This window comes from Haliovirga abyssi, assembly GCF_030295325.1.
Taxonomy (GTDB): domain Bacteria; phylum Fusobacteriota; class Fusobacteriia; order Fusobacteriales; family Haliovirgaceae; genus Haliovirga; species Haliovirga abyssi.
Window position 1 is genome coordinate 130,980 of record NZ_AP027059.1, and the last position, 25,744, is coordinate 156,723.

Here is a 25,744-nt window from a genome sequence, read left to right on the forward strand (position 1 = left end):
TAAGTGGCTAAGAAAAGAGAGTCATCAAGCAAGAAGAAAAAATTAAGAAATATTCCTTCTGGGATTGCATATATACATTCAACATTTAATAACACTATAATCACAATAACAGATGAACAAGGAAGTGTTATTACTTGGAAAAGTGGAGGGCAAGCAGGATTTAAAGGTACCAAAAAAGGTACTCCATTTGCAGCACAATTAGCAGCTGAAGAAGCAGCTGGAATTGCAATGGAAAATGGTATTAAAAAATTAGAAGTTAGAGTAAAAGGGCCAGGATCTGGTAGAGAAGCATCTATAAGATCATTACAAGCTGTTGGAATTGAAGTTACTGCAATAAGAGATATTACACCAATTCCACATAATGGTTGTAGACCGCCAAAAAGAAGAAGAGTATAATTATTTGAAGGGAGGAATAAAAAGCGATGGCTAGATATATAGGGCCAGTTTGTAGACTTTGTAGAGCATCAGGACAAAAACTTTATTTAAAAGGTAATAGATGTTTTTCTGATAAATGTGCTTTAGAAAGAAGAAATACAAAACCTGGAATGCATGGAGCTTCAAGTAGCAAAATGACAGAATATGCAGTACAATTAAGAGAAAAACAAAAAGTTAAAAATATATATGGGTTACTTGAAAAACAATTTTATAAATATTATGAAGAAGCAGACAAAAAAGAAGGAATTACAGGTGAATTATTACTTAGTTTGCTAGAACAAAGATTAGATAATATTATATTTAGATTGGGAGTAGCAAAATCAAGAAGTCAAGCTAGACAAATAGTAAGACATAAACATGTGAAAGTAAATGGAAAAATTGTAAATATCCCATCTTTTAGAGTTAAAGAAGGAGATGTTATATCTGTTTCAGAAAAATCAAAAGATATTACAATTATAAAAGAAGCAGTAGAAACAGCAAAAGTTCCTTCATGGTTAGATTTTAATGCTGAAAAACTAGAAGGTAAATTAGTACAATTACCTAAAAGAGATGCAATTGACTATGAAATAAATGAACAATTGATAGTTGAGTTCTACTCTAGATAATAATCCTTCTTAAGGAGTGACAAATTATGTTGAAAATTGAAAAGATTTCAAAGAATATCACAATAAGTGAAGAAAAAATTAATGAAAAATCATATGTATATACGGTAGAACCGTTATATAGAGGGTATGGGAATACTTTAGGAAATGCTTTGAGAAGAGTATTATTATCATCTATTCCTGGAGCAGCAATAAAAGGATTAAAAATAGATGGTGTACTAAATGAATTTTCTACTATCGAAGGAGTAAAAGAAGCTGTAACTGATATAATATTAAATATTAAAGAGATTGTAGTTAAAACTGAGGTTCCAGGTGAAAGAAAAATGTCTTTAACTGTAACAGGACCTAAAGAAATTACAGGAGCAGATATCATATGTGATCCAGACTTAGAAATAGTTAATAAAGATAAAGTTATAGCAACAGTTACTACAGATAGAGAAATAAATATGGAGTTTTTAGTAGATACAGGTGAAAGCTTTGTAGTTGCTGAAGATATTGATAATAGTAATTGGGAAATAGGATATATTCCAGTAGATGCTATATATACTCCAATAAGAACTATAAGCTACCGTGTAGAAGATACAATGGTAGGAAGAATAACAAATTATGATAAATTGATAATGAACATCGAAACAGATGGAAGTGTCAAAATAAATGATGCTATTAGTTATGCTGTAGAATTATTAGAAAATCATTTAAATCCATTCTTAGAGATTGGAAATAAAATGGAGACTTTTAAAGAAGAGCAAGAAGAGATAGCTGAAGAAGAATTAAAAGAGCAGGAAAAGAAAGAAAAAGAAAAAGAGATTTCAAATTTAAAAATAGATGAACTTGATTTAACTGTAAGATCATATAACTGTTTGAAAAAAGCAGGAATAGAGAGCTTAGGAGAGTTAGGTGGATTAGGTGTATCGGAACTTTTAAAGATAAAAAATCTTGGAAGAAAATCTCTAACAGAGATAATGGAAAAATTAAAAGAATATGGATTTGATGTTTCTACAGAAGCATAAATCATGTTTTTATAGATAGGGAGGTAAAGAAATGCGTCATCATAAAGCGTATAGAAAGTTAGGTAGAAGAAGTGATCATAGAAAAGCTATGTTAAAAAACTTAACAATCTCTTTACTAGATAAAGAAAGAATTGAAACTACTGTAACAAGAGCAAAAGAACTTAGAAAATTTGCAGAAAGAATGATTACTTTAGGTAAAAAAGGAACTCTGCATGATAGAAGAAGAGCTTTTGCATTTTTAAGAAGTGAAGAAGTAGTTTATAAATTATTTTCTGATATCGCTAAGAGATATGAAGATAGAAATGGTGGATATACTAGAATTATGAAAACAGCAGTAAGAAGAGGCGATTCTGCAGAAATGGCAATAATCGAACTTGTATAATATTAAATAATTAAAAAGACAGCTTAGGCTGTCTTTTTTTTTATATGTTAGGAAAGTATAAATTGGATTCATAAAAATAGTTATTGAAAAAAATAAAAACTTGTAGTATAATAGTAATACAAGATGCTTAATGCTAAATAAATTACAGTTACTTTAAGAATTTAGGAGAATACTAAAATGGATATAATATTGAAAGTTGCTATTATAATATTAGGAGTTATAATACTTTTATTTATTAGAAGTCAAAAAAAAATAAAATATGAAAAAATGATTTTAGAAGATGAAAACGAAAGTTTAAAAACAGATAATGAGGATATAAAAGAACAACTAAAAAAAGGACGAAAAATAAACATGGAATTATATAGTGAAATCAATAATGAAAGTAATAATTTAGAAATAGAAAATGCTAAACTTTTTTATAAAAATTTAGAAAGTGAATTATATAGAAAAGGCAGAAATTCAGCATTTATATTTTCAGTAATTATAGTGTCAATAGATTATTATGAAGAGTATAAAAAATTATATACAGAGAAAGTAGAAGAGTTTAAAAACAGATTAGAAACAGATTTAAATTATGGTAGAAGAAAAATAGATATATTATCAAGAGGAAAAAAAGATGATAGTTGGATATTATTGTTGCCAATGACAGATAAAGATGGGGCTGCTGTTGTAATAGATAGAATTAAAAATATAAGTAAAAAGTATAGTGATAATCCTGTAATAAGCTTGACAATAGTGGCATTAGAAGTAGAAAATTGTGAAGATGTTAATGAAATATTTTTTAATTTGGAAGAGAGAGTAAAAAAACTGCAAAATAGTGGTGGAAATACAAGTATAGTAGATAAAATATAAAAAACAAAAAGCATATAAAAAATAGGAGGTAATAGATTATGGAAGTAAAGAGAATAGCATTAATACCAGGAGATGGAATAGGAAAAGAAGTTATTCCTGAAGGAGTAAAAGTATTAAAAGCGGCAGCCGAAGCAGAAGGATTTAAGTTAGAATTCACTAATTTTGATTTTGGTGCAGATAGATATTTAAGAGATAATGGTCATTTAATAGATGATGATGAGTTAGAAGAATTGAAAAAATATGATGCAATTTATCTTGGAGCTGTTGGAGATCCAAGAGTTCCGGCTGGAGTGTTAGAGCATGGAATTTTATTGAAATTAAGATTTGATTTAGATTTATATTTAAATTTAAGACCAATAAAATTATTTGATGAAAAATATTGTCCTTTGAAAAATAAAACAACAGCAGATATAGATTTTACAGTAATTAGAGAAAATACAGAGGATCTATATATTTCAGCAGGTGGATTTTTAAGAAAAGGGACTCCACAAGAAATTGCAACTCAAGAAATGATAGCTACAAGATTTGGAGTTGAAAGAGCTATTCGTTATGCGTTTGAAGAAGCTAGAAGAATAAATAAAAAGAAAACAGTAGCACTTTGTGATAAATCAAACGTATTGACTTATGCACATAATTTATGGCTAAGAGCATTTAATGAAATTGGAGAAGAATACCCAGATATAAAAAAAGAACATTATTATGTAGATGCAATTTGTATGAAAATGGTGAGAAGTCCTGAAATATTTGATGTAATAGTAACACCAAATATGTTTGGAGATATAATAACTGATTTGGGAGCAGAGATACAAGGTGGAATGGGAACTGCTGTTTCTGGAAATGTAAATCCAAATGGAATATCTATGTTTGAGCCTGTACATGGATCTGCACCTGATATAGCAGGACAAGGAATAGCTAATCCAATTGCAGCAATATTATCAGCGGCACAAATGATGGATGTATTAGGATTTGAAACTGCATCTAAGAAAATAGAAAAAGCAGTAATAAGAGCTATGGAAGAAAAAGAAACAACTAAAGATATGGGTGGAACATTAAATACAGCACAAGCTGGAGATGTAATAGCTAAATTTGTAAAAGAGGCATAATTAAATATAATGAAAAATTAAAAGATGATTTCTGTGTTATGCAGGAGTCATCTTTTCTATGTTTTTATTGTTCTTTAAGTAACGTTTAAAAAATAAATTTCTGATATTTTGTTATAAAAACGCTTAAAACACTACGTATTTTAAAACAAAATTAGATGGCTATTTTTAAGCCGTTCCTAAATAAGAATATAAAATTATAATAGTTTTGGAAGGAGAAATATGCAAAAAGAAATTGTAAAAATATTAACAATAGATGGGGGAGGAATTAGAGGATTAATTCCATCTATTATTTTAAAAGAATTAGAGTCAAAATTACAAAAATTAGGAAATGATAAAAAATTTTATGAAATATTTGATTTAATAGCAGGTACATCTACTGGTGGAATAATCGCATTAGGACTTTCAGTTCCACCAAATGGATTAAAAACAGAAGAAATAATAAATTTTTATGAAACTGATGGAAAAAAAATATTTCCAAATGATATTTTTTCAAAATTAAAAAATGATATTAGACAATTAACAGATGAAAAATATGAAAAAAAACCATTAGAAAAAATTTTAAAGAATATATTTAATGAATATACATTACAGGATAGTTTAACTAATTTATTAATACCTGCATATGATACTGAAAATAGGAATACAATATTTTTTAAAAAAAGAGCTAGAAAAAAATGGCAAAAAAAGGATTTGAATTTTTATATGAAAGATGTAGCAAGGGCAACATCTGCAGCTCCAACTTTTTTTGAAGCTAGTAAGATTACATCTGTTAATAAAGAGAAAAAGATATGTTGTATAGATGGGGGAGTTTTTTGTAATAATCCAGCAATGGCTGGATACATAGAGGCGTTAAAAATTTTTCCTAATGCAAAAGAGTATGTAATAGTATCATTGGGAACTGGACAAGATAGGAAGAAGTATGATTATAATGAAATAAAAGACTGGGGAATAATAGATTGGGTTAATCCAATAAAGGGAACTCCAATATTAAGTATATTAACAGGTGGAGAATCTGCAAGCGTAAACCATCAAATGAAAAACATACCAAATGTAAATTTTTTTAGATATGATGATAAAAATTTATTAAAAGAATGTGAAGCAATTGATGATTCTAGTAATGAAAATAGAGAAAGATTAAAAAAAATAGCATTTAATATAATAAAAGAAAATGAAGAAAGTTTAGATGAAATTTGTAAAATTTTGTTAGGTAAGGAATTTTAAAAAAAATAAGTTATTTACTTGAAAAATATGAACAAATACATAAATTTTCTCAATTAAGGAACGTTTAAAAAATAAGTTTCTTATATTTTGTCATAAAAACGCTTAAAGAATGTTTAAAAATAATTTTATATATTTTGTTATAAAAACGCTTGAACCATTGCGTATTTTAAAACAAAATGAAAAGGTTGTTTTTAAATCATTCCTAAATCATTGCGTATTTTATAACAAAATCGGAAGGTTATTTTTAAGCCGTTTCTAAATAGTTTATTTTTTAACTGCTCCTAAGAGTTTTCAAATATTCTTAGGAGCAGTAAAGTTCATTAAAAAAATTATTTCTTAATTCCTTTAAAAATCTATTAATTCTCGAACAACTACCGATGAAATAATTAGCCCAACTACAGAAGGAACAAAAGAGAGAGAACCTATTAGTTGAGAAGATCTATTTTTAGGTATTTCGTCAGAAAAAACAGTTTTAACACCTTTATTTATACCGATTTTTCTTAAATTGAGTCTGATAGTTTTTGCTAGTGGACAAGTATTAGTTTTTGATATATCAGCTACTTTAAATCTAGTTGGATCTATTTTTCTTCCAGCCCCCATAGAACTTATTATTTTTACTCTATTTTCATATGCGTGTTTTATTATTGCTATTTTAGCAGGGACATCATCAATTGCATCTATGACATAATCATAATTTTTTATATTAAATGATGAAATATTTTTAGTGGATACTTTTTCTTTTAATATATTGATTTTAAGCTCCGGATTTATAATAGACATTCTATATGCCATTTCATCAACTTTATTTTTCCCTATATTAAGAGTAGTAGCCTCTATTTGTCGATTTACATTAGTAATATCAATTGTATCAAAATCAACAATAGTGATTTCGCCTATACCAACGCGGGCAAGAGATTCTGCTGAAAAAGAACCAACTCCTCCAACTCCAAAAATTATTATTCTAGATTTTTTTAATTTATTTAGATTATCTTTTCCAATAGCAGTTTCTGTTCTTGTAAAAATTGTGTTCATAAAAACCTCCTCAAAAGAATAATTAATAGTAACAATTTATATTAAAAAAATCAAGAATAAATTGATTTCCAAGAAATTGTGAGGTATAATTTAATGGGAATCACAAAATTTTAGCATAAAAATTTAAAGTATATCTAGTGACAGTGTAAAGTTTTTTTGTAGGGAAAATAATTTCAGCACAAAGACGCAAAGCACACAAAGTTACACAAAGAAAAAAATTTAAAACCATGGGATAAACAGAGCTTAAAACTGATGAATAAAAATTGCCAGATAATTATCTGCGTTTATTTGTGGCTAAAATTTTACGATTATTCTACACTATCATAATCTAGTTGCAATATTTAAAAATATAGGAGTAATGCAGAGAGATAAAGTCATTGTTTGGGAAAGTATAAATTTGTCCAGAAAATAAGTTTCTTATATTTTGATATTAAATTATAAAATAAAACTCTTTATATAATTATATGATTCTAATTTATTAGAGGAGATGAAACAAATGGAGGAAGATACAATAAAAAATTTATACAAGTTACTAGAGAAAAGAGAAAATGAAGTAGAGTTAGTAGATGAATCAGATAAATTAGTATATGTAAATAGAAAAGTGGTTAATTTAACAAAATATACAAAAGATGAATTTTTTGGAAAAAATCCTAATATTTTAAAATCTGGGAAACATAGCAAAGAATTTTATGAGAAGTTATGGAATAGAGTGTTGGAAGGAGAGAGTTGGGAAGGTTTTTTTATTAATAAGAAAAAAGATGGAAGATTATTTTATGAAAAAGCAATAATAGTACCATTTTTAGATGAGAAAGGGAAAGTAAGAGAGTTTTTAAAAATAGGAAATCAAATAAAAAAAGAGGAGTATTCTGAAAAAAAATTAAAATGGATAGTTGAAAAAATAGATGATGTTTTTGTGGATATATCAAATGCAATGATTTTAGTTTGTGGGGATAAAATAAGTTCATTCAATGTTTTAGCAAAAAAATTGTCAGAAAATAATAATGGAAATTTAAAGATAGAAGACATTTTCGATTGGAAAAGTTCTTTAGAATTTGAAAATTCAATCTATAAAAATTTAGATTTTAATGAATTTAAAAATATATTGTTAAAGTGCATAAAAGATAATATTGATTTTGTAACAAAACTAAAAGATGGGACTTGGGTAGAGGTAACATCATACAAGATAAATTGTAAAGATGTAAATTTACTTATATTAAAAAATATAGATGCTAGAAGAAAAAAAGAAGAAAAAAATTTAAGTTATAGAATAGGATTAGAAAATGAAATTGAAGTAAGAGATAAATTTGTGAGAACTATAACTCATGAAATAAGATCTCCTTTAAGTGTGATTTTAGGATATTCTGAAAATATAATGAAAGAGAATAGAGATATAAAAGGGGTAAAAGAGATTTATCAAACAAGTAAATATTTATTGGAGTTAGTAAATAATATTTTAGATTTTTCTAAATTTAGTTCAGGTAAAATAATTTTAGAAAAAATAGATTTTGATATTTATGAATTAGTAAGTAGTGTAAAAAGTATGGTTTTAGCAGAAATAACAAGAAAAAAATTAAAATTAAAATTAGTAGTTGATAATGATGTGCCTAGATTGCTTAATGGAGCAGAATATAGAATTCGTCAAATATTATTAAATTTAATTAGTAATTCTATAAAATTTACAAAAGAAGGTTTTGTAGATGTTGAGATTTATTATAAAGAGAATAAATTAATAATAGTAGAAAAAGATAGTGGGGTTGGAATCCCTAAGGGGAAACAGAAAGCAATATTTGATCCATTTGTTCAAGCAGATGAATCAGTAGAAAGAAAATATGGAGGAACTGGATTAGGATTATCTATAGTAAAAGAGATAGTAATGGCAATGGGCGGAACTATAGTTTTAGAAAGTGAAAGAAATAAAGGGTGTAAGTTTACATTGAAAATACCAATTGAAAAATCAGAAAAAAGTGAAAATATATTAGAAATAGAAAATTGGATAGAAAATATGGGTGGAGATTATGAGAGTAGAGAACTTATGATGAGTGCAATAGAATCATTGGAAAAAAGAGATAAAAAATTGAAAGAAGCAATAAAAAATAAGAAAATAGAAAAGATAAAATTTATAACGCATAAATTGAAAGGTGTTTCTGGAAATTTTGGATTTATAAAATTAGAAAAAATATCAAAAGAGATAAATGATGAAGTGAAAAAAGAAAAATTTGATTTCGAAAAGATAGATAAGTTATTTTTGGAATTAAATAAAAATATAGAAGAAATTTCAAATTATTATGAAGAAGGAATTGAGGAGAGAAATAATTTAAATGGAAAAGTTTTAGTAATTGAAGATGATATTTTTAATAATAGATTATTAAAAAAAGTAATTGAAGAAAAAGGGTTGGATGTAGAGACAGCATTTAATGGTAAAGAGGGATTAAATAAAATATTAAATGAGGATTATGATTTAATATTTTTAGATGAGAAAATGCCAATATTAGATGGTATAGGATTGTTGAATATTATAAAAGAGAGAGAGCTAAAGAAAGATACATATATTATATTATTAACAGGAAATTATTTTGGTGGAAAAGAGATAGAAAATTTAAAAGAAAAAGGAGTAGATGAAATTATACAAAAACCATTAGAGATAGAGGCATTAAATTATAAATTAAAAACATTTTTTTATGTCCCAAATAATATTAAAAACAGGTTAAAAGAGTTGGTAAAAGATTTATCTAGAGAAGAGTTTATGACTAAAGAAGAATTTGAAGAAAAATTAGGCTTTTCAGATTTAAATAATTTGATATTTAGGAAGTTGATTAGCAATTGGAAAGAAAATGAATCGTATTTAAAAACAGAAGTAGTTTTAAATAATCTCTTAGATTTTTTCTTACAAAATAAGGATAAATAATAAAGATGGAACAGAAACAATAAAATATATTGTACGAAAGGGCATAATATATTTTGTTGTTTTATTTTTTGAAATTGATTTTTTCTTGTATTTGTATGTATAAAGTGATATAATTTGTGAAATAATAAAAAATATGCGAGGTGGGAATATGGCATTAATACCAAAAGGAGTGAAAGTATACTTCGGAAATTCATTAAAAAAGAAACTTTGGATAGAAAATAGTATAAGAGATTATTTTGAAAAAAATTATTATAATTATATTGAATTACCAGTATATGAATATTATGATGATATAAAAGAAAATTTTTCTGAAGATGTTCAGGATGAGATGTTTAAATTTTTAGATAGGGATAGTGGGAAAATATTAACTTTAAGACCAGATATGACATCTTTGTTGTCAAAATTAATAAAATTAAAAAAAGAAAAGATTAAATTTCCTGAAAGAATTTATTATATAGGAGATGTATTTAGACATCATAAAATAAAATCTGGAGTTTATAGAGAAATAGCAGAAGCAGGAGTGGAATTAATCGGTGGAAAAGATAAAGACAGATCAGATTTAGAAATTGCAGTAATGGCTATTGAATTAATGAAAAAATTAGGTCTTAAAAATGCTAAATTAGAAATAGGAACTGTTAATTTATTTAAAGATATTTGTAAAAAGGTTAATATTTCTAATAGTGATATAAAAGAGATAAAAAAATATTTATCAGGGAAAGATATAACTTCTCTTTCTAAAATTGTTAAAGAGAAAAACTATGATGAAATAATATTAAAATTACCTAGCTTAATAGGAAAAAAAGATATTTTAAAAGAAGTAGAAGGGTATGATATTAGCGAAATAGAGAAATTAACAACTGCATTAGATGAATTAGGATATGAAAATGATTATATTATTGATTTAGGAATTGTAAGAGAGCTTGAGTATTACACAGGAATAGTGTTTAATGGACTAGTAGAAGGGTATGGAGATTATATTTTAAGTGGTGGGCGATATGACGAGCTTATGGGAGAAAAAGCTATAGGCTTTGTATTAAAGATAGATTCTATATTTGAACTGTTAGAAGTTAAAATAAAATCTGAATTAAAAGGATATTATATTTATGGCTCAGACTACATAAAATTAATGAAAAAGAAAAAAGAGTTGTTGTTAAAAAATGAATTTGTAGAAATTTCAGCAGGAGATTTATCAGAAAGTGAATTAAAAGAATATGTAAAATTGAAGGGATTTAAATATATATATAATATTGACACTGATGAAAAAATAAGTTTGGAGGAAGATGAAAATGACAAATAAATTAACCATTGCATTGCCAAAAGGCAGATTAGCGGAACTTTCTATGGAATATTTTGCTAAACTTGGGATAACATCTTCTGAAATGGAAAAAGAATCAAGAAAATTAGTGTTCCCAAGTGATTGCGGGAATTATGAATTTATTTTGGTAAGAGCTTCTGATGTTCCGGTATATGTAGAACACGGAGCTGCAGATATGGGAGTTGTGGGAAAAGATACATTATTAGAATATGGTTCTGATGTGTATGAGCCCAAGGATTTGGGATTTGGATATTGTAGAATGTGTATAGCTAAAGCAAAAGATAAAGATATTAATTTGAATTTTGAAGAATGGGGAAATTTAAGAGTTGCTACAAAATTTGAAAATGTAGCAAAAGATTATTTTAAGAAAAAAGGGATAAATGCAGAAATAATAAAACTATATGGGTCTATTGAATTAGCTCCAATATTAGGTTTGTCAGATGTAATTGTGGATATAGTATCTTCAGGTGCAACATTAAGAGAAAATGGATTAGAAGAAGTTGTTACATTATTTGAGTCGACAGCAAGAATGATAGTAAATAAAGCAAGTATGAAATTGTATTATGACAAAGTAAAAAAATTAATATAGGTTGAGGTGAAAATATGTTTGATAAAATAGCAAAACAAAATATTTTAAATGTTGGAGCATATGTACCTGGAAAACCAATAGAGGATGTAAAAAGAGAATATGGGTTGGAAAGAGTTATAAAATTAGCTTCAAACGAAAATCCAATAGGAGTTTCTCCAAAAGCGGTAGAAGCAATGAAAAAATATATAGAAAATTTAAATTTATATCCAGATGGATATGCTTATAAATTAAGAGAAAAATTATCAAAAAAATTAGAAGTTAATATGGAAAATCTGATTTTCGGAGATGGGACAGATGAAGTTATAGAGATGTTATTTTTAGCATTTGTAAATATTGGAGATGAGGTTATTTATGGCTGGCCATCTTTTGTAGAGTATAAGAGATATGCTGGAATTGCAGGAGCAGTTTCAAAAGAGATAGATTTAACTGATGATTATAAATTTGATTTAGATGAAATTTCAAAAAGTGTAACAGAAAAGACAAAAATGATTTTTATATGCAATCCAAATAATCCAACAGGAACAATAGTTAAAAAAGAAGATGTGGAAAAATTTATAAAAACTGTTCGTAAAGATGTATTGATAATATTTGATGAAGCGTATTTTGAATATGCTAAAGATGATAAAAATTATCCTAATTCATTGGATTATCAAAAAATGGGGTATAGGAATGTAATTACATTAAGAACATTTTCAAAAGCATATGGAATGGCAGGAATAAGAATAGGGTATGGCGTTGCAGATAAAGAAATTATAGATATATTAGAAAGAGTAAGATTGCCATTTAATGTAAGTGTAATAGCACAAGCTGGAGCTGAAGGTGCAATAGATGATGATAAACATATAGATGACTCTATTAGAATAAATGAAGCTGGGAAAAAATATTTATATAAAGAGTTTGAGAGATTGGGAATAAAATTTGTTAAAACTTATTCTAATTTTATATATTTTGAGATGAAAAATGCAAAAAAGATATTTGAAGAGATGATGAAAAAAGGGGTAATAGTAAGACAAATGGGTAATAACAATATAAGAGTAAGCATTGGATTGCCAGATGAAAATGAGCAATTTATAAAAATTTTAGAAGGGGTGATGAAAAAATGATAATAGTTATGAAGCCAACGGCAACTGAGAATAATATTGAAAAAGTAAAAGAAAGATTAGTAGAATTAGGATTTAAAATACATGAATCAAAAGGTGAAGAAAGATATATAATTGGAGCAATAGGAGATGAAAATATACTTAGAGCACATCCAGTTGACAGTTATGAAGGAGTTGAGGAAGTGTTAGAAGTAACCCAACCATTTAAATTAGCAAGTAGAGATTTTAAAAGAGAAGACAGTGTAATTGATGTAAAAGGAGTAAAAATAGGCGGAGAAAATTTTGTAGTTATGGCAGGACCATGTGCTGTAGAAAGTAGAGAACAAATAATAGAAACAGCTAAATTTGTAAAAAAATCTGGAGCACATATTTTAAGAGGAGGAGCATTTAAACCTAGAACAAGTCCATATTCATTCCAAGGACTAGGAGAAGAAGGATTGAAATATCTTAAAGAAGCTTCTGAAATTACAGGAATGCCAATAATAACAGAAGTTATGAGTGAAGATGATATAGAGCTGATTTGTAAATATGCAGATATATTACAGGTGGGAGCAAGAAATATGCAAAATTTTGCATTATTAAAAAAACTTGGAAAAATAGATAAACCAATATTTTTAAAAAGAGGGATGGCAGCTACAGCTAAGGATTTTTTAATGTCAGCAGAATACATAATGGCTGGTGGAAATTATAATGTAATACTTTGTGAAAGAGGAATAAGAACTTATGAAACAGCTACAAGAAATACTTTGGATCTGAATTTAGTTCCTGTAGTGAAAGAGTGGAGCCATTTACCTGTTATAATTGATCCTAGTCACGGAACTGGAAGAAGAACTGCAGTATCTCCAATGGCAAGAGCTTCTATGGCAGTTGGAGCTGATGGGATAATGATAGAAGTTCATCCTGATCCAGATAAAGCTTTATCTGATGGTCCTCAATCTTTAACATTTGATATGTTTGAAAAACTTATGAAAGATTTAAAAGATATAGCAAAAGTAGTTAATAAAAAATTATAAAAAATTAATTAATAAAAAAATGATACAGATTAATTTTAATCTGTATCATTTTTTTTATGTTATGTATTAGACTACGAAAATTAATTTATATTGTGTGATTAGGATATATAATAATGTAGGGGCAGACCTATGTGTCTGCCCAGATTTGAAGATACAACAAAAGGGCGAACACACAGGTTCGCCCCTACATAATATTATAAATGATGTTTTTGTGGGATAATCATATTTTGTTTTAAAATACGCAATGATTTAAGAGTTTTTATAACAAAATATTAGAAACCTATTTTTTAAAGGTTATTTATTAATAACCAGTATATGATTTTAAAAGTTCTCTTTTTTTAACATCCCATAAATTAACTTTAGCATCTCCGCCAGAAGTTAATAATGTACTTGATGTAGGAAAAAATACTGCATTATAAACTTGTTTATCATTTGTTTGAATTTTGTCAACTAAAGAAAGCGAATTAGCGCCATAGAGATATACATATTTATCTGAAGATGCTACTGCTATTAAATCATTATCAGAACTCCAAGATACAGAATTCAAATTTTTATCAGCTGGAACGTCAATTGTATTAGTTACTTTAAGGTCCTTAACAGATGTAATACATAATTTCAAATCCCAACTGACAGATGCAATATAATTATTATCAGGAGAAAAAGCTATCCCTGTAATCCAATCATTATGAACATTTGAAATAGTATCTATTTTTTTTAAGTCGCTAGATTTTATTAAATATAAACTACCATTATCTCCACCAATAGCGATATACTGTTTGTTTGGGGATGTTGTAACAGATATAATTTTGCATGGCATAGAAATCATATTAACACGTGATAGTGAATTAATATCATAAAAAACTAAATTACCGTCAACGCCACCAGAAATAACTATATTTTCTTTTGATCCAAAAGTAACGTCCATAACTTTTCCAGTATGATTTTTAACAGAAGCAATTAATTTTTTTGAATTAAAATCAAATATAAAAACTTTTCCTGTAGAGCTGCCAACAGCAAAATATTTTCCACCAGGAGATATTGCAACAGTAGTTAGAGCGCCTTGATATAATTCAAAAGTTTTTATAATTATATTTTTGTCAAGGTCCCAAATTATTGCTGTTTCATCATTGCTAACAGAAATAGCTTTATTTCCAAACGGGTATTTAACGATATCTGTTACAGAATCAAAATGTCCCTCATTTAATGTAAATGGTTCTGAAAAAACTAAGATTGAAAAAAATAAAAATAAAAAAATTGTAAATATGTGTTTCATATTGTCACCTCTTTCAATAGAATAAAATAAACACTAAATTTAAATGTATCAAAAAATAAGTTTATTAAAATTATTTTTTGATGCCACATTTATGATTCTTTAAATAAATCACTTAATTTTTTTAGTATGTTATAATTAAAATAATTGGGCTTCCAAAAGGAAAATAGTGTTCAGTTATAATGAATCTCTTTCTCTTTATGCTCAAATTATATTATTAATAATTATCGGTAAGGAATAGTTATTAATAACCATAAAAATATAATTTAAATAATATTTTTATAGTTTATAATTTAAATTATACTACATTATAAACAAAAAGGCAAAAAAACTTGCAAATTTTGAAATAAAAAGGTAAAATTTAGTATAGATATTTGGGGGTAGATAACTATGGATAAGAAATTAATAGAGGATATAGAAAATGAAATAGGTCATAAAATATGTGGATATCCAACTAAAAAAGGGACTCCATGTAAAAATTTACCAGAACCTGGAGAAAAATTTTGCAAATTACATTCTAAAATATTAAAAGAAAAAATAGAACTTGGAGAAGAAGAACCGATTTTATTAGAAGAATCTAATAAATTAGAAGAGATCGATAAAATTTCAGAATTATTAATAGATGAAGATAAGAGACTTGATATAGAAAGCGATATAATGGCTGAACAGGAAATTGAGGGCTTATTATCTGAGGAAAGTGAAAAGATTGAAAATGAAAAAAATGGGTTTAATACAGAAGAATTGAATGAAAATATAGATTTAGAAGAATTATTAGAAGAAGTACCAGAGGAAAAGATAGAAGAATCAGAAGAAGAAGCTGAAAATTCAGAAGATTTAGAAGAATCTGAAGAAGAAGTTGAAAATCCAGAATCTGAAGAAGAATTTTTAGAAGAAGAAAATGAAAAATCAGAAGATGTAGAGCCAGAATCAGAAGATTTAGGTGAAAATATAGATTTAGAAGAGTTATTAGAAGAAGTACCAGAGGAAAAGATAGAAGAATCAGAAGAGTTAGAGCCGGAATCAGAAGAATTAGATGAAAATATAGATTTGGAAGAATTACTAGAAGAAGTACCAGAGGAAAAGATAGAATACTCAGAAGAAGCAGTTGAAAATTCAGAAGATTTAGAAGAATCTTTAGAAGAAGAAAATGAAAAATCAGAAGAGTTAGAGTCAGAATCAGAAGAATTAGATGAAAATATAGATTTGGAAGAATTATTAGAAGAAGTACCAGAGGAAAAGATAGAATACTCAGAAGAAGCAGTTGAAAATCCAGAGGATTTAGAAGAATCTTTAGAAGAAGAAAATGAAAAATCAGAAGAGTTAGAGTCAGAATCAGAAGATTTAGCTGAAAATGTAAATTTAGAAGAATTATTAGAAGAAGCACCTGAGGAAAAAAAAGAAGAATTAGAAGGAGAAACAGTTGAAAATCCAGAGGATTTAAAAGAACTTTTAGAAGAAGAAAATGAAAAATCAGAAGAGTTAGAGCCGGAATCAGAAGAATTAGATGAAAATATAGATTTGGAAGAATTACTAGAAGAAGTACCAGAGAAAAAGATAGAAGACTCAGAAGAAGCAGTTGAAAATCCAGAGGATTTAGAAGAATCTTTAGAAGAAGAAAATGAAAAATCAGAAGAGGTAGAGTTTGAATCAGAAGAACTGGGAGAAAATATAGATTTAGAAGAATTATTAGAAGAAGCACCTGAGGAAAAAAAAGAAGAATTAGAAGGAGAAGAAGCTGAAAATCCAGAGAATTTAGAAGAATCTTTAGAGGAAGAGAATGAAAATGCAGAAGAGTTAGAGTCAGAATCAGAAGATTTAGCTGAAAATGTAAATTTAGAAGAATTATTAGAAGAAGCACCTGAAGAAAAAAAAGAAAAATCTGAAGAATCGAAGAAAGGGGAAAAAAGCATGCCAGATGATTTGGAAGATATAGATAAACTTATATCTGAAAATTTAAATTCAAATGATGAAATACCTATAATAGATGATGACGAAGATGATTTTTTAAGTGGATTAGATGAAATAGACGAAGATACAAATATTGATGAAATGGTAAGTGAAAATGTTGAAAAAGAAGAAGAAGAACTGTTTGAAAAGGCATCTTTGGAACCGGAAATAAATAAAAAAACAGACGAAGAAGAGTTTTCTAGCTTAGAATTAGCAGAAGGAGAAAGCTTAGAAAAAGAGAAATCTAAAAAAAGAAAAAAAGAAAAAAAGAAAGTAAATATAGATTTAAAATATTTTATTATAAAAAATAAATATAAAATTTTAGCAATTATTGGAGGGCTGATTTTAATATTTATTTTGGGAAAAATATTTATTTTTAAAGGAACGAAAAAAAATAAAGCTAGTGTAAAATCTATTAATAATGGATCTCTTAGCAAGAAAAAATCTATAAAAAAAGAGAGCTCGCCGCTAGGAGGAGAAATTGTAGAAAGTGAAAATATAAATCAAAATAATATAGTAGACACAGAAAATAAAGAAGTTATGGAAAATAATTCTGAAAATGTCATTAACAATAATGATTTAAATGGCTATTTAATTACTTTAGATAATTTGTTAAAAAAGCTATCTGAAGAAAAAAACAAGGAGACTCAAATAGAAATTAAGAAAAAAATATCAGAATTAAAATTAAAAATATCAGAATTGTCAAAAAAAGAGGATGTATTATTAGAGAATAGAGTAAAAAGAATCAATTCTAATTTATTAGTATTAAATATAGATAAAATTAAAATTGATGGATTTACATTAGTGCTAGGGTTGCAAGGGAAAAGTTTGAATTTAAAAAATGAGATAACAAAAGAAAAAAGTTATAGAGATATATTTTATGTTGTAAAAAATATATTTGAAAAAGAAAAAAAGATAAATACAATAAATATAAACGTTTTTCAAGGGGATAAAGAAGTTAATAAAAAAATTGAAATTACTGCAAGGAGATATGAATATGAAAATATAAAAAATAAAAAAGATACTTATGAAAATTTAATTGATAATTTTAAAGTAACCATTATAGAGAGGTGAGAGAAAATGCCAAAAAATAAAAAAGATGTAATGCTAGAAGCGAGTTTAATGATGGTAAGAAATGAACTAGAACAAAAAACAGGCAAAGTGGTGGCAAGCAAATCAAAACCTAAAAATCAAGATGAATTTTTAAAAAAAATAAAATCAAAGAAAAAAGAACAAAGTTTAAATGGAGTGGATATATTTAAATTAAATAGAACAAATAAATTTGACAAAGAGATAAATATAGATGCTGTTATTGAAGTGGTGAAAAAAAAATTATGGAACTCTCCTAGAAGTTTAAAATTAATAAATGTTATGCTTGCATCATATATTTTACAAAGAAACTACAGTAAAGCTGGATTAGAATTAAAAAAAGGATTAAATATTGATTCAAATGATTTGGATATAAATTATAATGGAGCAGAATTGCTTTTTAAGATTGGAGAAATAAATAGAGCTAAGGAACTGTTGAAAAATATAATTAGTAAATACAAGGATAAAGAAGCATTATATTTTTTGGGAATGATATTGTATTTAGAAGGGAATAAAGAGCAAGCGATTGTAGTTATAGCAGAATCTTTAAAAGATGATTCTAATGTAACTAGAGTAGATAAAAATTTTGCGTTTTTATTTATAATAAAAGAAGATGTTGAAAAAGAGTTAGAAATTTTAAGTAAATCTTTAAAAAGAGTAGTTGGGAATTTAGATTTTAGAATTGTGAAATCGTATTATGAAATTTTAACAGGTAAGTTAGAAAAAAATGATGCTAATGAAAAAATAATAATGAAATTAATTGCAGAAGATAAAAAATATTTACCTTGTTTAAAAGTTAATATGGGATTGAAGGCAAAAAAGAGTGGGGATTTAAAAGAAGCAGTAGAAAATTATAATCAAGCAATTAAACAAAATCCTAAATGTATTTGTGCAAAATTAGAAAAAATAGATATTTATTTAGAAGAATCTAAATATGAAAAAGCAGGGGAAATATTAGAAACAATTATAAAAAGTAATGGGAAATATTTGCCAGTATTACAGAGGGCTTTGGAGTTTGAATTTTATTCAAAAAACCAAAGCGAAACAGAAAAAATAGCAAGAAAAATAGTTAAAATAAAAAAGGATAGTTTAATAGAGGTGTATAATAAAGAAAAAATCATATTAAAATTATCTTTAAATGATATTATTGAAGGATTTTATGGGAAATTAAAAATTATATTAGATAAATATAGAGATTTGAATCCTAAATTTAGATTTTTAGGATATAGTGAAATGGCAACATATAAGCTATTTAGAAACATAAAATTATGTGAAATAGATTTTTATAAGGAGGGATTTGTAAAATGAGAATTGATTCAAAAACAAAATTAATATCTTTATTAGGGTATCCAGTGGGGCATAGCAAATCGCCATTAATGCATAATGCAGAATTAGAAACATTAGGAGTAAATGCTATATATACAGCAATGGAGATAGAACCTCAAAAATTAGGAGCGGTAGTAAATGGATTAAAAAGTATAAATAATTTTATAGGCGCAAATGTAACCATACCACACAAAGAAAATGTAATGAAATACGTAGATGGATTGACAGAGGAAGCAAAAAGCATAGGAGCAGTAAATACATTATATTTTGAAGATGATAAATTAATAGGAGATAATACAGATGGTCGAGGTTTTATATTATCTCTTATGAATGATAGTGGATTTGATCCAAAAGAAAAAGAAGTGTTGGTATTAGGAGCTGGTGGTGCAGCTAAAGCGATAATTACAAAATTAATTCAAGAATCAGTTAAAGTTGTAAATATTTATGAATTGAATATAGAAAAAAGTAGAGAAGTAAAAAAACAGATAGAAAATATAAACTCTTCTACAAAGATAAATTTAATATTAAAAGATGAATTAGAAAATTGTGCAAAGAAAAGTGATCTGATTATCAATTGTACTCCTGTAGGATTAAAAGAAAATGATCCTTTAATTTTGTCTGAAAATGTATTTAATGAAAAACAAGTGGTTTTCGATTTGATATATAATCCTGAAAAAACCAAATTATTATTAGCGGCAGAAAAGAAAGGGGCTAAAATTTTAAATGGACTTGGAATGCTAGTGTATCAAGGGGCGTTATCATTTGAAAAATGGATAGGAGAAAAACCAAATGTTGAAAATATGAAAGAGACTATAAAAAAATCTATGTAGTGGTTTAACTACAAAAAGTATTTAAAAAACTATTTTTTGTGGGAAAATTATTTTAAAATTTTATTTGAAAAAATTAGCAAAAGGAGAAAAAAATGGTAATTACAAGAAGACAGGAGATGTTAGGAGAAAAATTATTAAAAGCTGGATTAATTAAAAAAGAGCAATTGGAAGAGGCATTGTCACAGCAAAAAATGACGAAAGAAAAAGTAGGAGAAATATTAGTAAGATTAGGCTATATATCTATAGATGAAATTTTACCATTGCTTGCTTCTCATTTAGGAGTAAAAAGTACTCGTATAGAATTAGAAGAGTTAGATGAGGATTTAAAAGATGTTTTGCCATTAGATTTAATGAGAAAACACCATATATTTCCTATTAGGAAAAGAGGAAATAAATTAATTCTTGCAATGGCAAATCCAAATGATTTGTTTGTGGCAGATGATGTACAATTAAGGACAAAATCAGTAGTAATACCTGTATTAGCTTTAAAAAGTGAAATAGAATCAGCTATAGACCATATTTCGCAAAGAGAAGAAAAAAGTTCAGAAGAGCAAATGAGTGATGATATTTTAAATGAGTTAGAAGGTTTTGAAAGTACAGACTTAGAATTTGTAGAAGATAAAGATGAAAACTTAGAGGATTCTTTAAATTCTGATAGTGCACCAATAGTAAAAGCAGTAAATGCATTAATAGCAAAAGCAATAGCTGTGGGGGCAAGTGATATTCATATAGAACCTTATGAAAAAAAAGTAAGAGTAAGATTTAGAATAGATGGAGTTTTGAGTGAAATAAAAAGTTTTCCAAAACGAGTTATAGGGCCTATGGCATCTAGAATAAAAATAACATCAGGACTAGATATAGCTGAAAAAAGATTACCTCAAGATGGAAGGTTTAAAACAACGACAAGGGGAAGAAGTATAGATTTTAGAGTATCAACACTGCCAACTGTTCATGGAGAAAAAATAGTTATGCGGATATTGGATAAAGGGAATTTGAAATTAAATATGGAAGATTTGGGATTTGAAAAAGAGGAGTTAGAGAGATTTGATAAAGCTTTAAGTAATCCATATGGAATGATACTTGTAACAGGTCCAACAGGAAGTGGAAAAAGTACAACTTTATATTCAGCGTTAAATAGATTAAATAAACCAGATGTAAATATATCAACAGCGGAAGATCCGGTTGAATTTCAATTAGAAGGGATTAATCAAGTACATTGTAAAAAAGAGATTGGACTAGATTTTGCCTCAGCTTTAAAATCTTTTTTGCGTCAAGATCCAGATATAATAATGGTGGGAGAAATTCGGGATAAAGAAACAGCTGAAATATCCGTAAAAGCGGCGTTAACAGGACATTTAGTTTTGTCTACAATTCATACAAATGATGCGCCAAGTACAATACAAAGGCTTACAAATATGGGAATGGAACCATTTATGCTGTCATCTTCTTTATTGCTAATAGAGGCACAAAGATTAGGAAGGAGAATATGCAGTAATTGTAAAACTGAAGTAAAAGCAAAAAAAGGACAAATTGTTGCATTGGGATTAGATTACGAAGAATATAAAGATGTAGTTTTTTATAAAGGAACAGGATGTCCTAAATGTAACGGAACTGGTTACAAGGGTAGAGTGGGGTTTTATGAGGTTATGTATATAGATGAAGATATAAGAGAAGCTATAGCAAAAGGGGCTAGTTCAGATGAATTGCGCAAATTGGCTAGGAAAAATGGAATGCGAACGTTAAGAGAACAAGCTATAATAAAAGCAAAAAATGGGGTAACAACAATTGAAGAAGTCCTACGAGTTACTATGGAATAGTGCTTGACAAAAATATTTCAAGATGATATTATATACATAAAGTTCTTTTTCCGTAAAAAGGGGTGTGGAAATGTTTAATTTTAAGTATACTGCTATTGATAAACAGGGGAATAAAAAAAATGGGGAATTACAAGCAAAAAATGAGAAGGATTTAAAGTCGGCTTTAAAAGCAGCAGGCTTTATTTTAATTAAAGCACAAAAAAAAGGTGGTTCCAAAAGTGGTTCAAGTGGTTCAAAATCGAGCTCAAACAAAACTGGAGAAAAAAAAGTATCTATGTTTAGTAGAGTTACTTTAAAAGAGCTTACAATATTTAGTAGACAACTAGCCACAATGATATCTTCAGGAGTTACACTTTTAAAAGCAATTACAATTTTATCAGAACAAAATGAGAATCCATTGTTTAAACAAAAATTAACACAGATAAAAAGTGATATTGAATCAGGTCAACCTTTTTCAAATGCGTTATCAAAACATCCGAAACAGTTTGATAAACTATATGTAAGTATGGTAAGGGCTGGAGAAGAAAGTGGAGCATTAGAGGTAGTTTTAAATAGATTAGCTACTAGTATGGAAAAAAATCAGGAATTAAGAGGAAAAGTAAAAGGTGCTATGATGTATCCTGCAATAGTAATGATTGTAGCGCTTAGTATTACTTTTATGTTATTAACATTCGTAGTTCCTACATTTACATCTATGTTTAAAGATGCTGGAATGCAGCTTCCAGGATTAACCCAAAAAGTGGTAGATGTAAGTGATTTTTTAAGAGTTTATTGGTGGGTAGTTATAATTGGAGTTATATTATTGGTAGTTGGAATAAAAAAATATATAAATACACCAAAAGGTAGAAAAAAATTAGATGGATTAATGTTAAAATTGCCAATAATGGGGTCTTTTACAAGGAAAGTTTCAGTTGGAAGATTTACGAGAACAATGGCGACTCTTTTGGATAGTGGAGTTCCTATATTAATGGCATTTGATATAGTATCTGAAACGGTTGGGAATGAAATTATTTCAGAAGCTATAATGGTAGCAAAATCAAGCATAAAAGAAGGAAATACAATAGCAAAACCTTTAGCAGATAGTGGCGAATTTCCGCTTATGGTAACTCAAATGATAGAAATAGGAGAAGAAAGCGGTTCTATAAGTGAAATGTTAAGTAAAGTGGCGGATTTTAATGAGAGGGAAGTAGAAGAAGCGGTAGCTGTAGTAGTATCTGCAATGGAACCGTTAGCAATTGTAGTAATGGCAATAATAGTGGGGACTATTGTAATAGCTATGTTTTTACCAATGTTTAAATTAAGTGACCTTGCTGGCTAAAGAATGTTTGAAAAATAGGTGGTGTAAGTGAATGATAGGGACAAGAGATATTATAGAAATAAAAAATATAAGTAAAAATTATAAAGAGATAGATATATTTAAAAGATTAAAAGGTCATAAAAGTAAAATTGGAATAAACAATATTTCATTAAATGTAAAAGAAGGGGAGATTTTTTCTATAATCGGGTTAAATGGTTCTGGAAAAACCACATTAATGAAGTGTATGTTAGGACTATTGAAACCTGATTTTGGCGAAATAAAAGTTTTTGGAAAATCAAAATTAAAAAGAAAAGATTATTACAATATAGGATATCTACCTGAAATATCTTATTATCCTAAAGAGGTAAGGTTGAAAGATTTAATTAATTATTATGCAGAACTTTATAATATGGATAGGTTAAACAGAAATAAGATTATAGATGAAATTTTTGAAATATTAAAATTAAAAGGTAGAGAAAAAGATAAATTAGAAAATTTTTCTAAAGGAATGGTTCAAAAAGTTGGGATAGCACAAGCTATAATGAATGAACCGAAACTATTATTTTTAGATGAGCCAATGTCAGGGCTTGATCCGCTGGGAAGAAAATTAGTAATGGATATTATAAAAAAAATGAAAAGTAAAGGGACGACGATAATTTTGAATACACATATTTTAAGTGATGTAGAAAAACTAAGCGATAGAATTGTAATATTAGATTCTGGAGAATTAAAATCAGTTGTAGATTTTAAAAATTATATGCAAATAAAGTCAAAATATCAAATAAAAATAACTAAACCTTATAAAAATTTTGTAAGATTAGGGAGTTTTTATGTTAAAAATGTTATAGAAACAGAACTAGATGAAATAATTGGGGATTTGATTTTAAGAGGAGTAAAAATAGTTGATATAGAAAAGTTAAATGTTTCTTTGGAAAGATATTTTATAGAACAAATTAGTTAAAAGGGTGGTAGATATGAGACAAATAATATCAATAGCAAAATTTACAATTAAAGAAAATATTTTTAATAGAGTATTTAATGGATTTATAATGTTTGGAGTAGTATTAATATTAGCTACTTCTGTATTAAAAGATATATCATTATATGAAGAAAGTAGAGTGATTCAAGATACAGGACTGTTTTTAATAGAGTTTTTTGTGTTATTAATAGCAATATTTATATCTTCTAATCAATTTTTAAAAGATAAAAAAGAAAAATCTATTTATATAGTCTTGACAAAACCTGTGACACGTGGTATGTATATAGTAGGGAGATTGTTAGGAATGATCTTAAGTATACTATTAAATATAGCTATAATGGGAGGAATACTTTTTGGTATTGTTATATGGCAGCATGGAAAAATAGATATAAATTATATTTATATGCTGACGGCAATATTTTATAAATTGTCAATAGTAGCCTCTATTGGTGTGTTTTTTTCTGTAATATCAGATTCATTTATAACATCAAATATATTTACTTTTTCTGTATATATATTAGGGCATGCAGTTTTAGAATTAAAAATGTTAGGAGATAAAGTTTCAAATCCAATTTATAAATGGATTTTAGATCTTTTGTATTATATACTTCCTAATTTTAGAGTATTAAACTATAGAGATTATTTGACACCTGAAAAGTTTGATTTTGTAAATTTAACTTTATATACATTTGGATATATATTTGTAATAACAGCTATGACAAATATAATTTTTCAAAATAGAAAGATATAGTGGTGAAGATTATGACTATTATAAAAAATTTAATTTTTTTAGGAATCGGTGTTGCTTTTATATTTTTTAGTGGGAACTATATGATGCAAATGGATAATAAATTAAAAAATGAAGAGTATCATGGAGAAAAAGGAAAGTCTACAATAACTGTAAATTTTAAATTAATGGGAATGAAAAGGTTTGGAAGTGATGTTTTATGGATAAAACAAGTATTGGATACAGGTTCATTTGATTATGGTGCAGATAGAATTAAAAAAAATTCTGAAGCGGTATCATATCTTGATCCATATTTTATAGGGAATTATTATTTTTCAGGAACAGTTGTAGCGTTAATAAAAAAATATAAAAGATATGATTATGGATTGGAAATTTTAGGAAGAGGGTTAAAATATAATCCTAAAGATAAATATTTGAAGAACTATATAAGTGGAATAGTTGCTGCATCTAAAGGAGATATAGAAGGGGTATTAAAGGAATTTGAAAGGATATTAAAGACACATAGAGATGATAGGATGATACATACAGTGGCATTTATATATGAAGAAAAGTATAAAAAAACTAAAGAGATTAAATATTTGAAAAAAGCAATAGGGTATTGGAAGAGATTAGAAGAATCGAAAGATGAAAATTATAGAAAAATAGCAGTTGTGAAATTAGGGAAGTTGGAAGAGGTTATTGGGGTAAATAAATAATAGTAGAATTAAAGAGAAAACCTTTTTACCACGGGATAAAAAAGGATAAAAGATGGATAAAGAATAAAATTATTCGATTATGATGATAGAAATATATACCTGAGTAGCAAAATAGGAGATATTAAAATTAAAAAACAGGAAATATTATTAAAAAACAATAAGTTTAGTATAAATAAATTTTTAATAA

General features: G+C 26.9%; 22 protein-coding genes. 20 read left to right on the forward strand and 2 right to left on the reverse strand.

The features are described 5' to 3' along the window. Positions 1 to 3 precede the first annotated feature (3 nt). The 7 genes from rpsK (at position 4) to RDY08_RS00600 (ending at position 5,605) form a co-directional block, all read left to right on the forward strand. Positions 4 to 396, forward strand: coding sequence for a 30S ribosomal protein S11 (gene rpsK, locus RDY08_RS00570; RefSeq protein ID WP_307904500.1), 393 nt, complete (start codon positions 4 to 6; stop codon positions 394 to 396). Positions 397 to 422: 26 nt separating this feature from the next. Continuing rightward, positions 423 to 1,040, forward strand: coding sequence for a 30S ribosomal protein S4 (gene rpsD, locus RDY08_RS00575; RefSeq protein ID WP_307904501.1), 618 nt, complete (start codon positions 423 to 425; stop codon positions 1,038 to 1,040). Positions 1,041 to 1,066: 26 nt separating this feature from the next. Beyond that, entirely contained in the window at positions 1,067 to 2,047 is a 981-nt protein-coding gene (locus RDY08_RS00580; RefSeq protein WP_307904502.1) for a DNA-directed RNA polymerase subunit alpha, read from the forward strand. Positions 2,048 to 2,078: 31 nt separating this feature from the next. Then, on the forward strand, positions 2,079 to 2,429 hold the full coding sequence (gene rplQ, locus RDY08_RS00585) for a 50S ribosomal protein L17 (protein ID WP_307904503.1): 351 nt from the start codon (positions 2,079 to 2,081) through the stop codon (positions 2,427 to 2,429). Positions 2,430 to 2,606: 177 nt separating this feature from the next. Continuing rightward, the gene (locus RDY08_RS00590; protein WP_307904504.1) at positions 2,607 to 3,281 is read left to right on the forward strand and encodes a diguanylate cyclase domain-containing protein; all 675 of its coding nucleotides are present in this window, start codon (positions 2,607 to 2,609) and stop codon (positions 3,279 to 3,281) included. A 38-nt stretch (positions 3,282 to 3,319) separates the two neighbouring features. Further along, the gene (locus tag RDY08_RS00595) at positions 3,320 to 4,384 is read left to right on the forward strand and encodes a 3-isopropylmalate dehydrogenase (protein ID WP_307904505.1); all 1,065 of its coding nucleotides are present in this window, start codon (positions 3,320 to 3,322) and stop codon (positions 4,382 to 4,384) included. A gap of 219 nt (positions 4,385 to 4,603) precedes the next feature. Next, entirely contained in the window at positions 4,604 to 5,605 is a 1,002-nt protein-coding gene (locus RDY08_RS00600) for a CBASS cGAMP-activated phospholipase (protein WP_307904506.1), read from the forward strand. A 345-nt stretch (positions 5,606 to 5,950) separates the two neighbouring features. Here RDY08_RS00600 and RDY08_RS00605 read toward each other — a convergent pair whose 3' ends face one another. Beyond that, entirely contained in the window at positions 5,951 to 6,637 is a 687-nt protein-coding gene (locus RDY08_RS00605) for a tRNA threonylcarbamoyladenosine dehydratase (RefSeq protein WP_307904507.1), read from the reverse strand. 496 nt (positions 6,638 to 7,133) lie between these two features. Here RDY08_RS00605 and RDY08_RS00610 point away from each other — a divergent pair, with 496 nt between their 5' ends. From RDY08_RS00610 to aroF, 5 genes are all read left to right on the forward strand, one after another. Next, positions 7,134 to 9,542, forward strand: coding sequence for a hybrid sensor histidine kinase/response regulator (locus tag RDY08_RS00610; protein ID WP_307904508.1), 2,409 nt, complete (start codon positions 7,134 to 7,136; stop codon positions 9,540 to 9,542). 148 nt (positions 9,543 to 9,690) lie between these two features. Next, positions 9,691 to 10,839: an ATP phosphoribosyltransferase regulatory subunit gene (locus tag RDY08_RS00615; protein WP_307904509.1), complete on the forward strand. Its 1,149-nt coding sequence runs from the start codon at positions 9,691 to 9,693 to the stop codon at positions 10,837 to 10,839. Beyond that, positions 10,829 to 11,446, forward strand: coding sequence for an ATP phosphoribosyltransferase (hisG, locus tag RDY08_RS00620; protein ID WP_307904510.1), 618 nt, complete (start codon positions 10,829 to 10,831; stop codon positions 11,444 to 11,446). The genes RDY08_RS00615 and hisG overlap by 11 nt, the downstream gene beginning before the upstream one ends. A gap of 14 nt (positions 11,447 to 11,460) precedes the next feature. Then, complete coding sequence (gene hisC, locus RDY08_RS00625; RefSeq protein WP_307904511.1) at positions 11,461 to 12,549, forward strand: histidinol-phosphate transaminase; 1,089 nt, start codon at positions 11,461 to 11,463, stop codon at positions 12,547 to 12,549. Next, entirely contained in the window at positions 12,546 to 13,559 is a 1,014-nt protein-coding gene (gene aroF, locus RDY08_RS00630; RefSeq protein ID WP_307904512.1) for a 3-deoxy-7-phosphoheptulonate synthase, read from the forward strand. The genes hisC and aroF overlap by 4 nt, the downstream gene beginning before the upstream one ends. 301 nt (positions 13,560 to 13,860) lie before the next feature. Here the strand turns inward: aroF and RDY08_RS00635 are convergent, their stop codons facing one another. Continuing rightward, a complete protein-coding gene (locus tag RDY08_RS00635; RefSeq protein WP_307904513.1) occupies positions 13,861 to 14,832 on the reverse strand; it encodes a WD40 repeat domain-containing protein in 972 nt (323 codons plus the stop codon). 387 nt (positions 14,833 to 15,219) lie between these two features. Here RDY08_RS00635 and RDY08_RS00640 point away from each other — a divergent pair, with 387 nt between their 5' ends. The 8 genes from RDY08_RS00640 to RDY08_RS00675 all read left to right on the forward strand — a co-directional run bounded on the left by RDY08_RS00640 (position 15,220) and on the right by RDY08_RS00675 (position 25,557). Further along, a complete protein-coding gene (locus RDY08_RS00640; RefSeq protein ID WP_307904514.1) occupies positions 15,220 to 17,850 on the forward strand; it encodes a hypothetical protein in 2,631 nt (876 codons plus the stop codon). A gap of 6 nt (positions 17,851 to 17,856) precedes the next feature. Beyond that, on the forward strand, positions 17,857 to 19,173 hold the full coding sequence (locus RDY08_RS00645; RefSeq protein WP_307904515.1) for a tetratricopeptide repeat protein: 1,317 nt from the start codon (positions 17,857 to 17,859) through the stop codon (positions 19,171 to 19,173). Next, positions 19,170 to 20,021: a shikimate dehydrogenase gene (gene aroE / locus RDY08_RS00650; protein ID WP_307904516.1), complete on the forward strand. Its 852-nt coding sequence runs from the start codon at positions 19,170 to 19,172 to the stop codon at positions 20,019 to 20,021. The genes RDY08_RS00645 and aroE overlap by 4 nt, the downstream gene beginning before the upstream one ends. 92 nt (positions 20,022 to 20,113) lie before the next feature. Beyond that, positions 20,114 to 21,838, forward strand: coding sequence for a type IV-A pilus assembly ATPase PilB (gene pilB, locus RDY08_RS00655; RefSeq protein WP_307904517.1), 1,725 nt, complete (start codon positions 20,114 to 20,116; stop codon positions 21,836 to 21,838). Between the two features lie 70 nt (positions 21,839 to 21,908). Further along, positions 21,909 to 23,156 carry a type II secretion system F family protein gene (locus RDY08_RS00660; protein ID WP_307904518.1) on the forward strand — a complete coding sequence of 416 codons (1,248 nt, stop codon included), beginning with the start codon at positions 21,909 to 21,911 and terminating at the stop codon, positions 23,154 to 23,156. Positions 23,157 to 23,187: 31 nt separating this feature from the next. Then, positions 23,188 to 24,096, forward strand: coding sequence for an ABC transporter ATP-binding protein (locus RDY08_RS00665; RefSeq protein ID WP_307904519.1), 909 nt, complete (start codon positions 23,188 to 23,190; stop codon positions 24,094 to 24,096). 13 nt (positions 24,097 to 24,109) lie between these two features. Further along, positions 24,110 to 24,865 (forward strand): ABC transporter permease, encoded by a 756-nt coding sequence (locus tag RDY08_RS00670; RefSeq protein WP_307904520.1) that lies wholly within the window; start codon positions 24,110 to 24,112, stop codon positions 24,863 to 24,865. A gap of 11 nt (positions 24,866 to 24,876) precedes the next feature. Beyond that, a complete protein-coding gene (locus RDY08_RS00675; protein WP_307904521.1) occupies positions 24,877 to 25,557 on the forward strand; it encodes a tetratricopeptide repeat protein in 681 nt (226 codons plus the stop codon). Positions 25,558 to 25,744 lie beyond the last annotated feature (187 nt).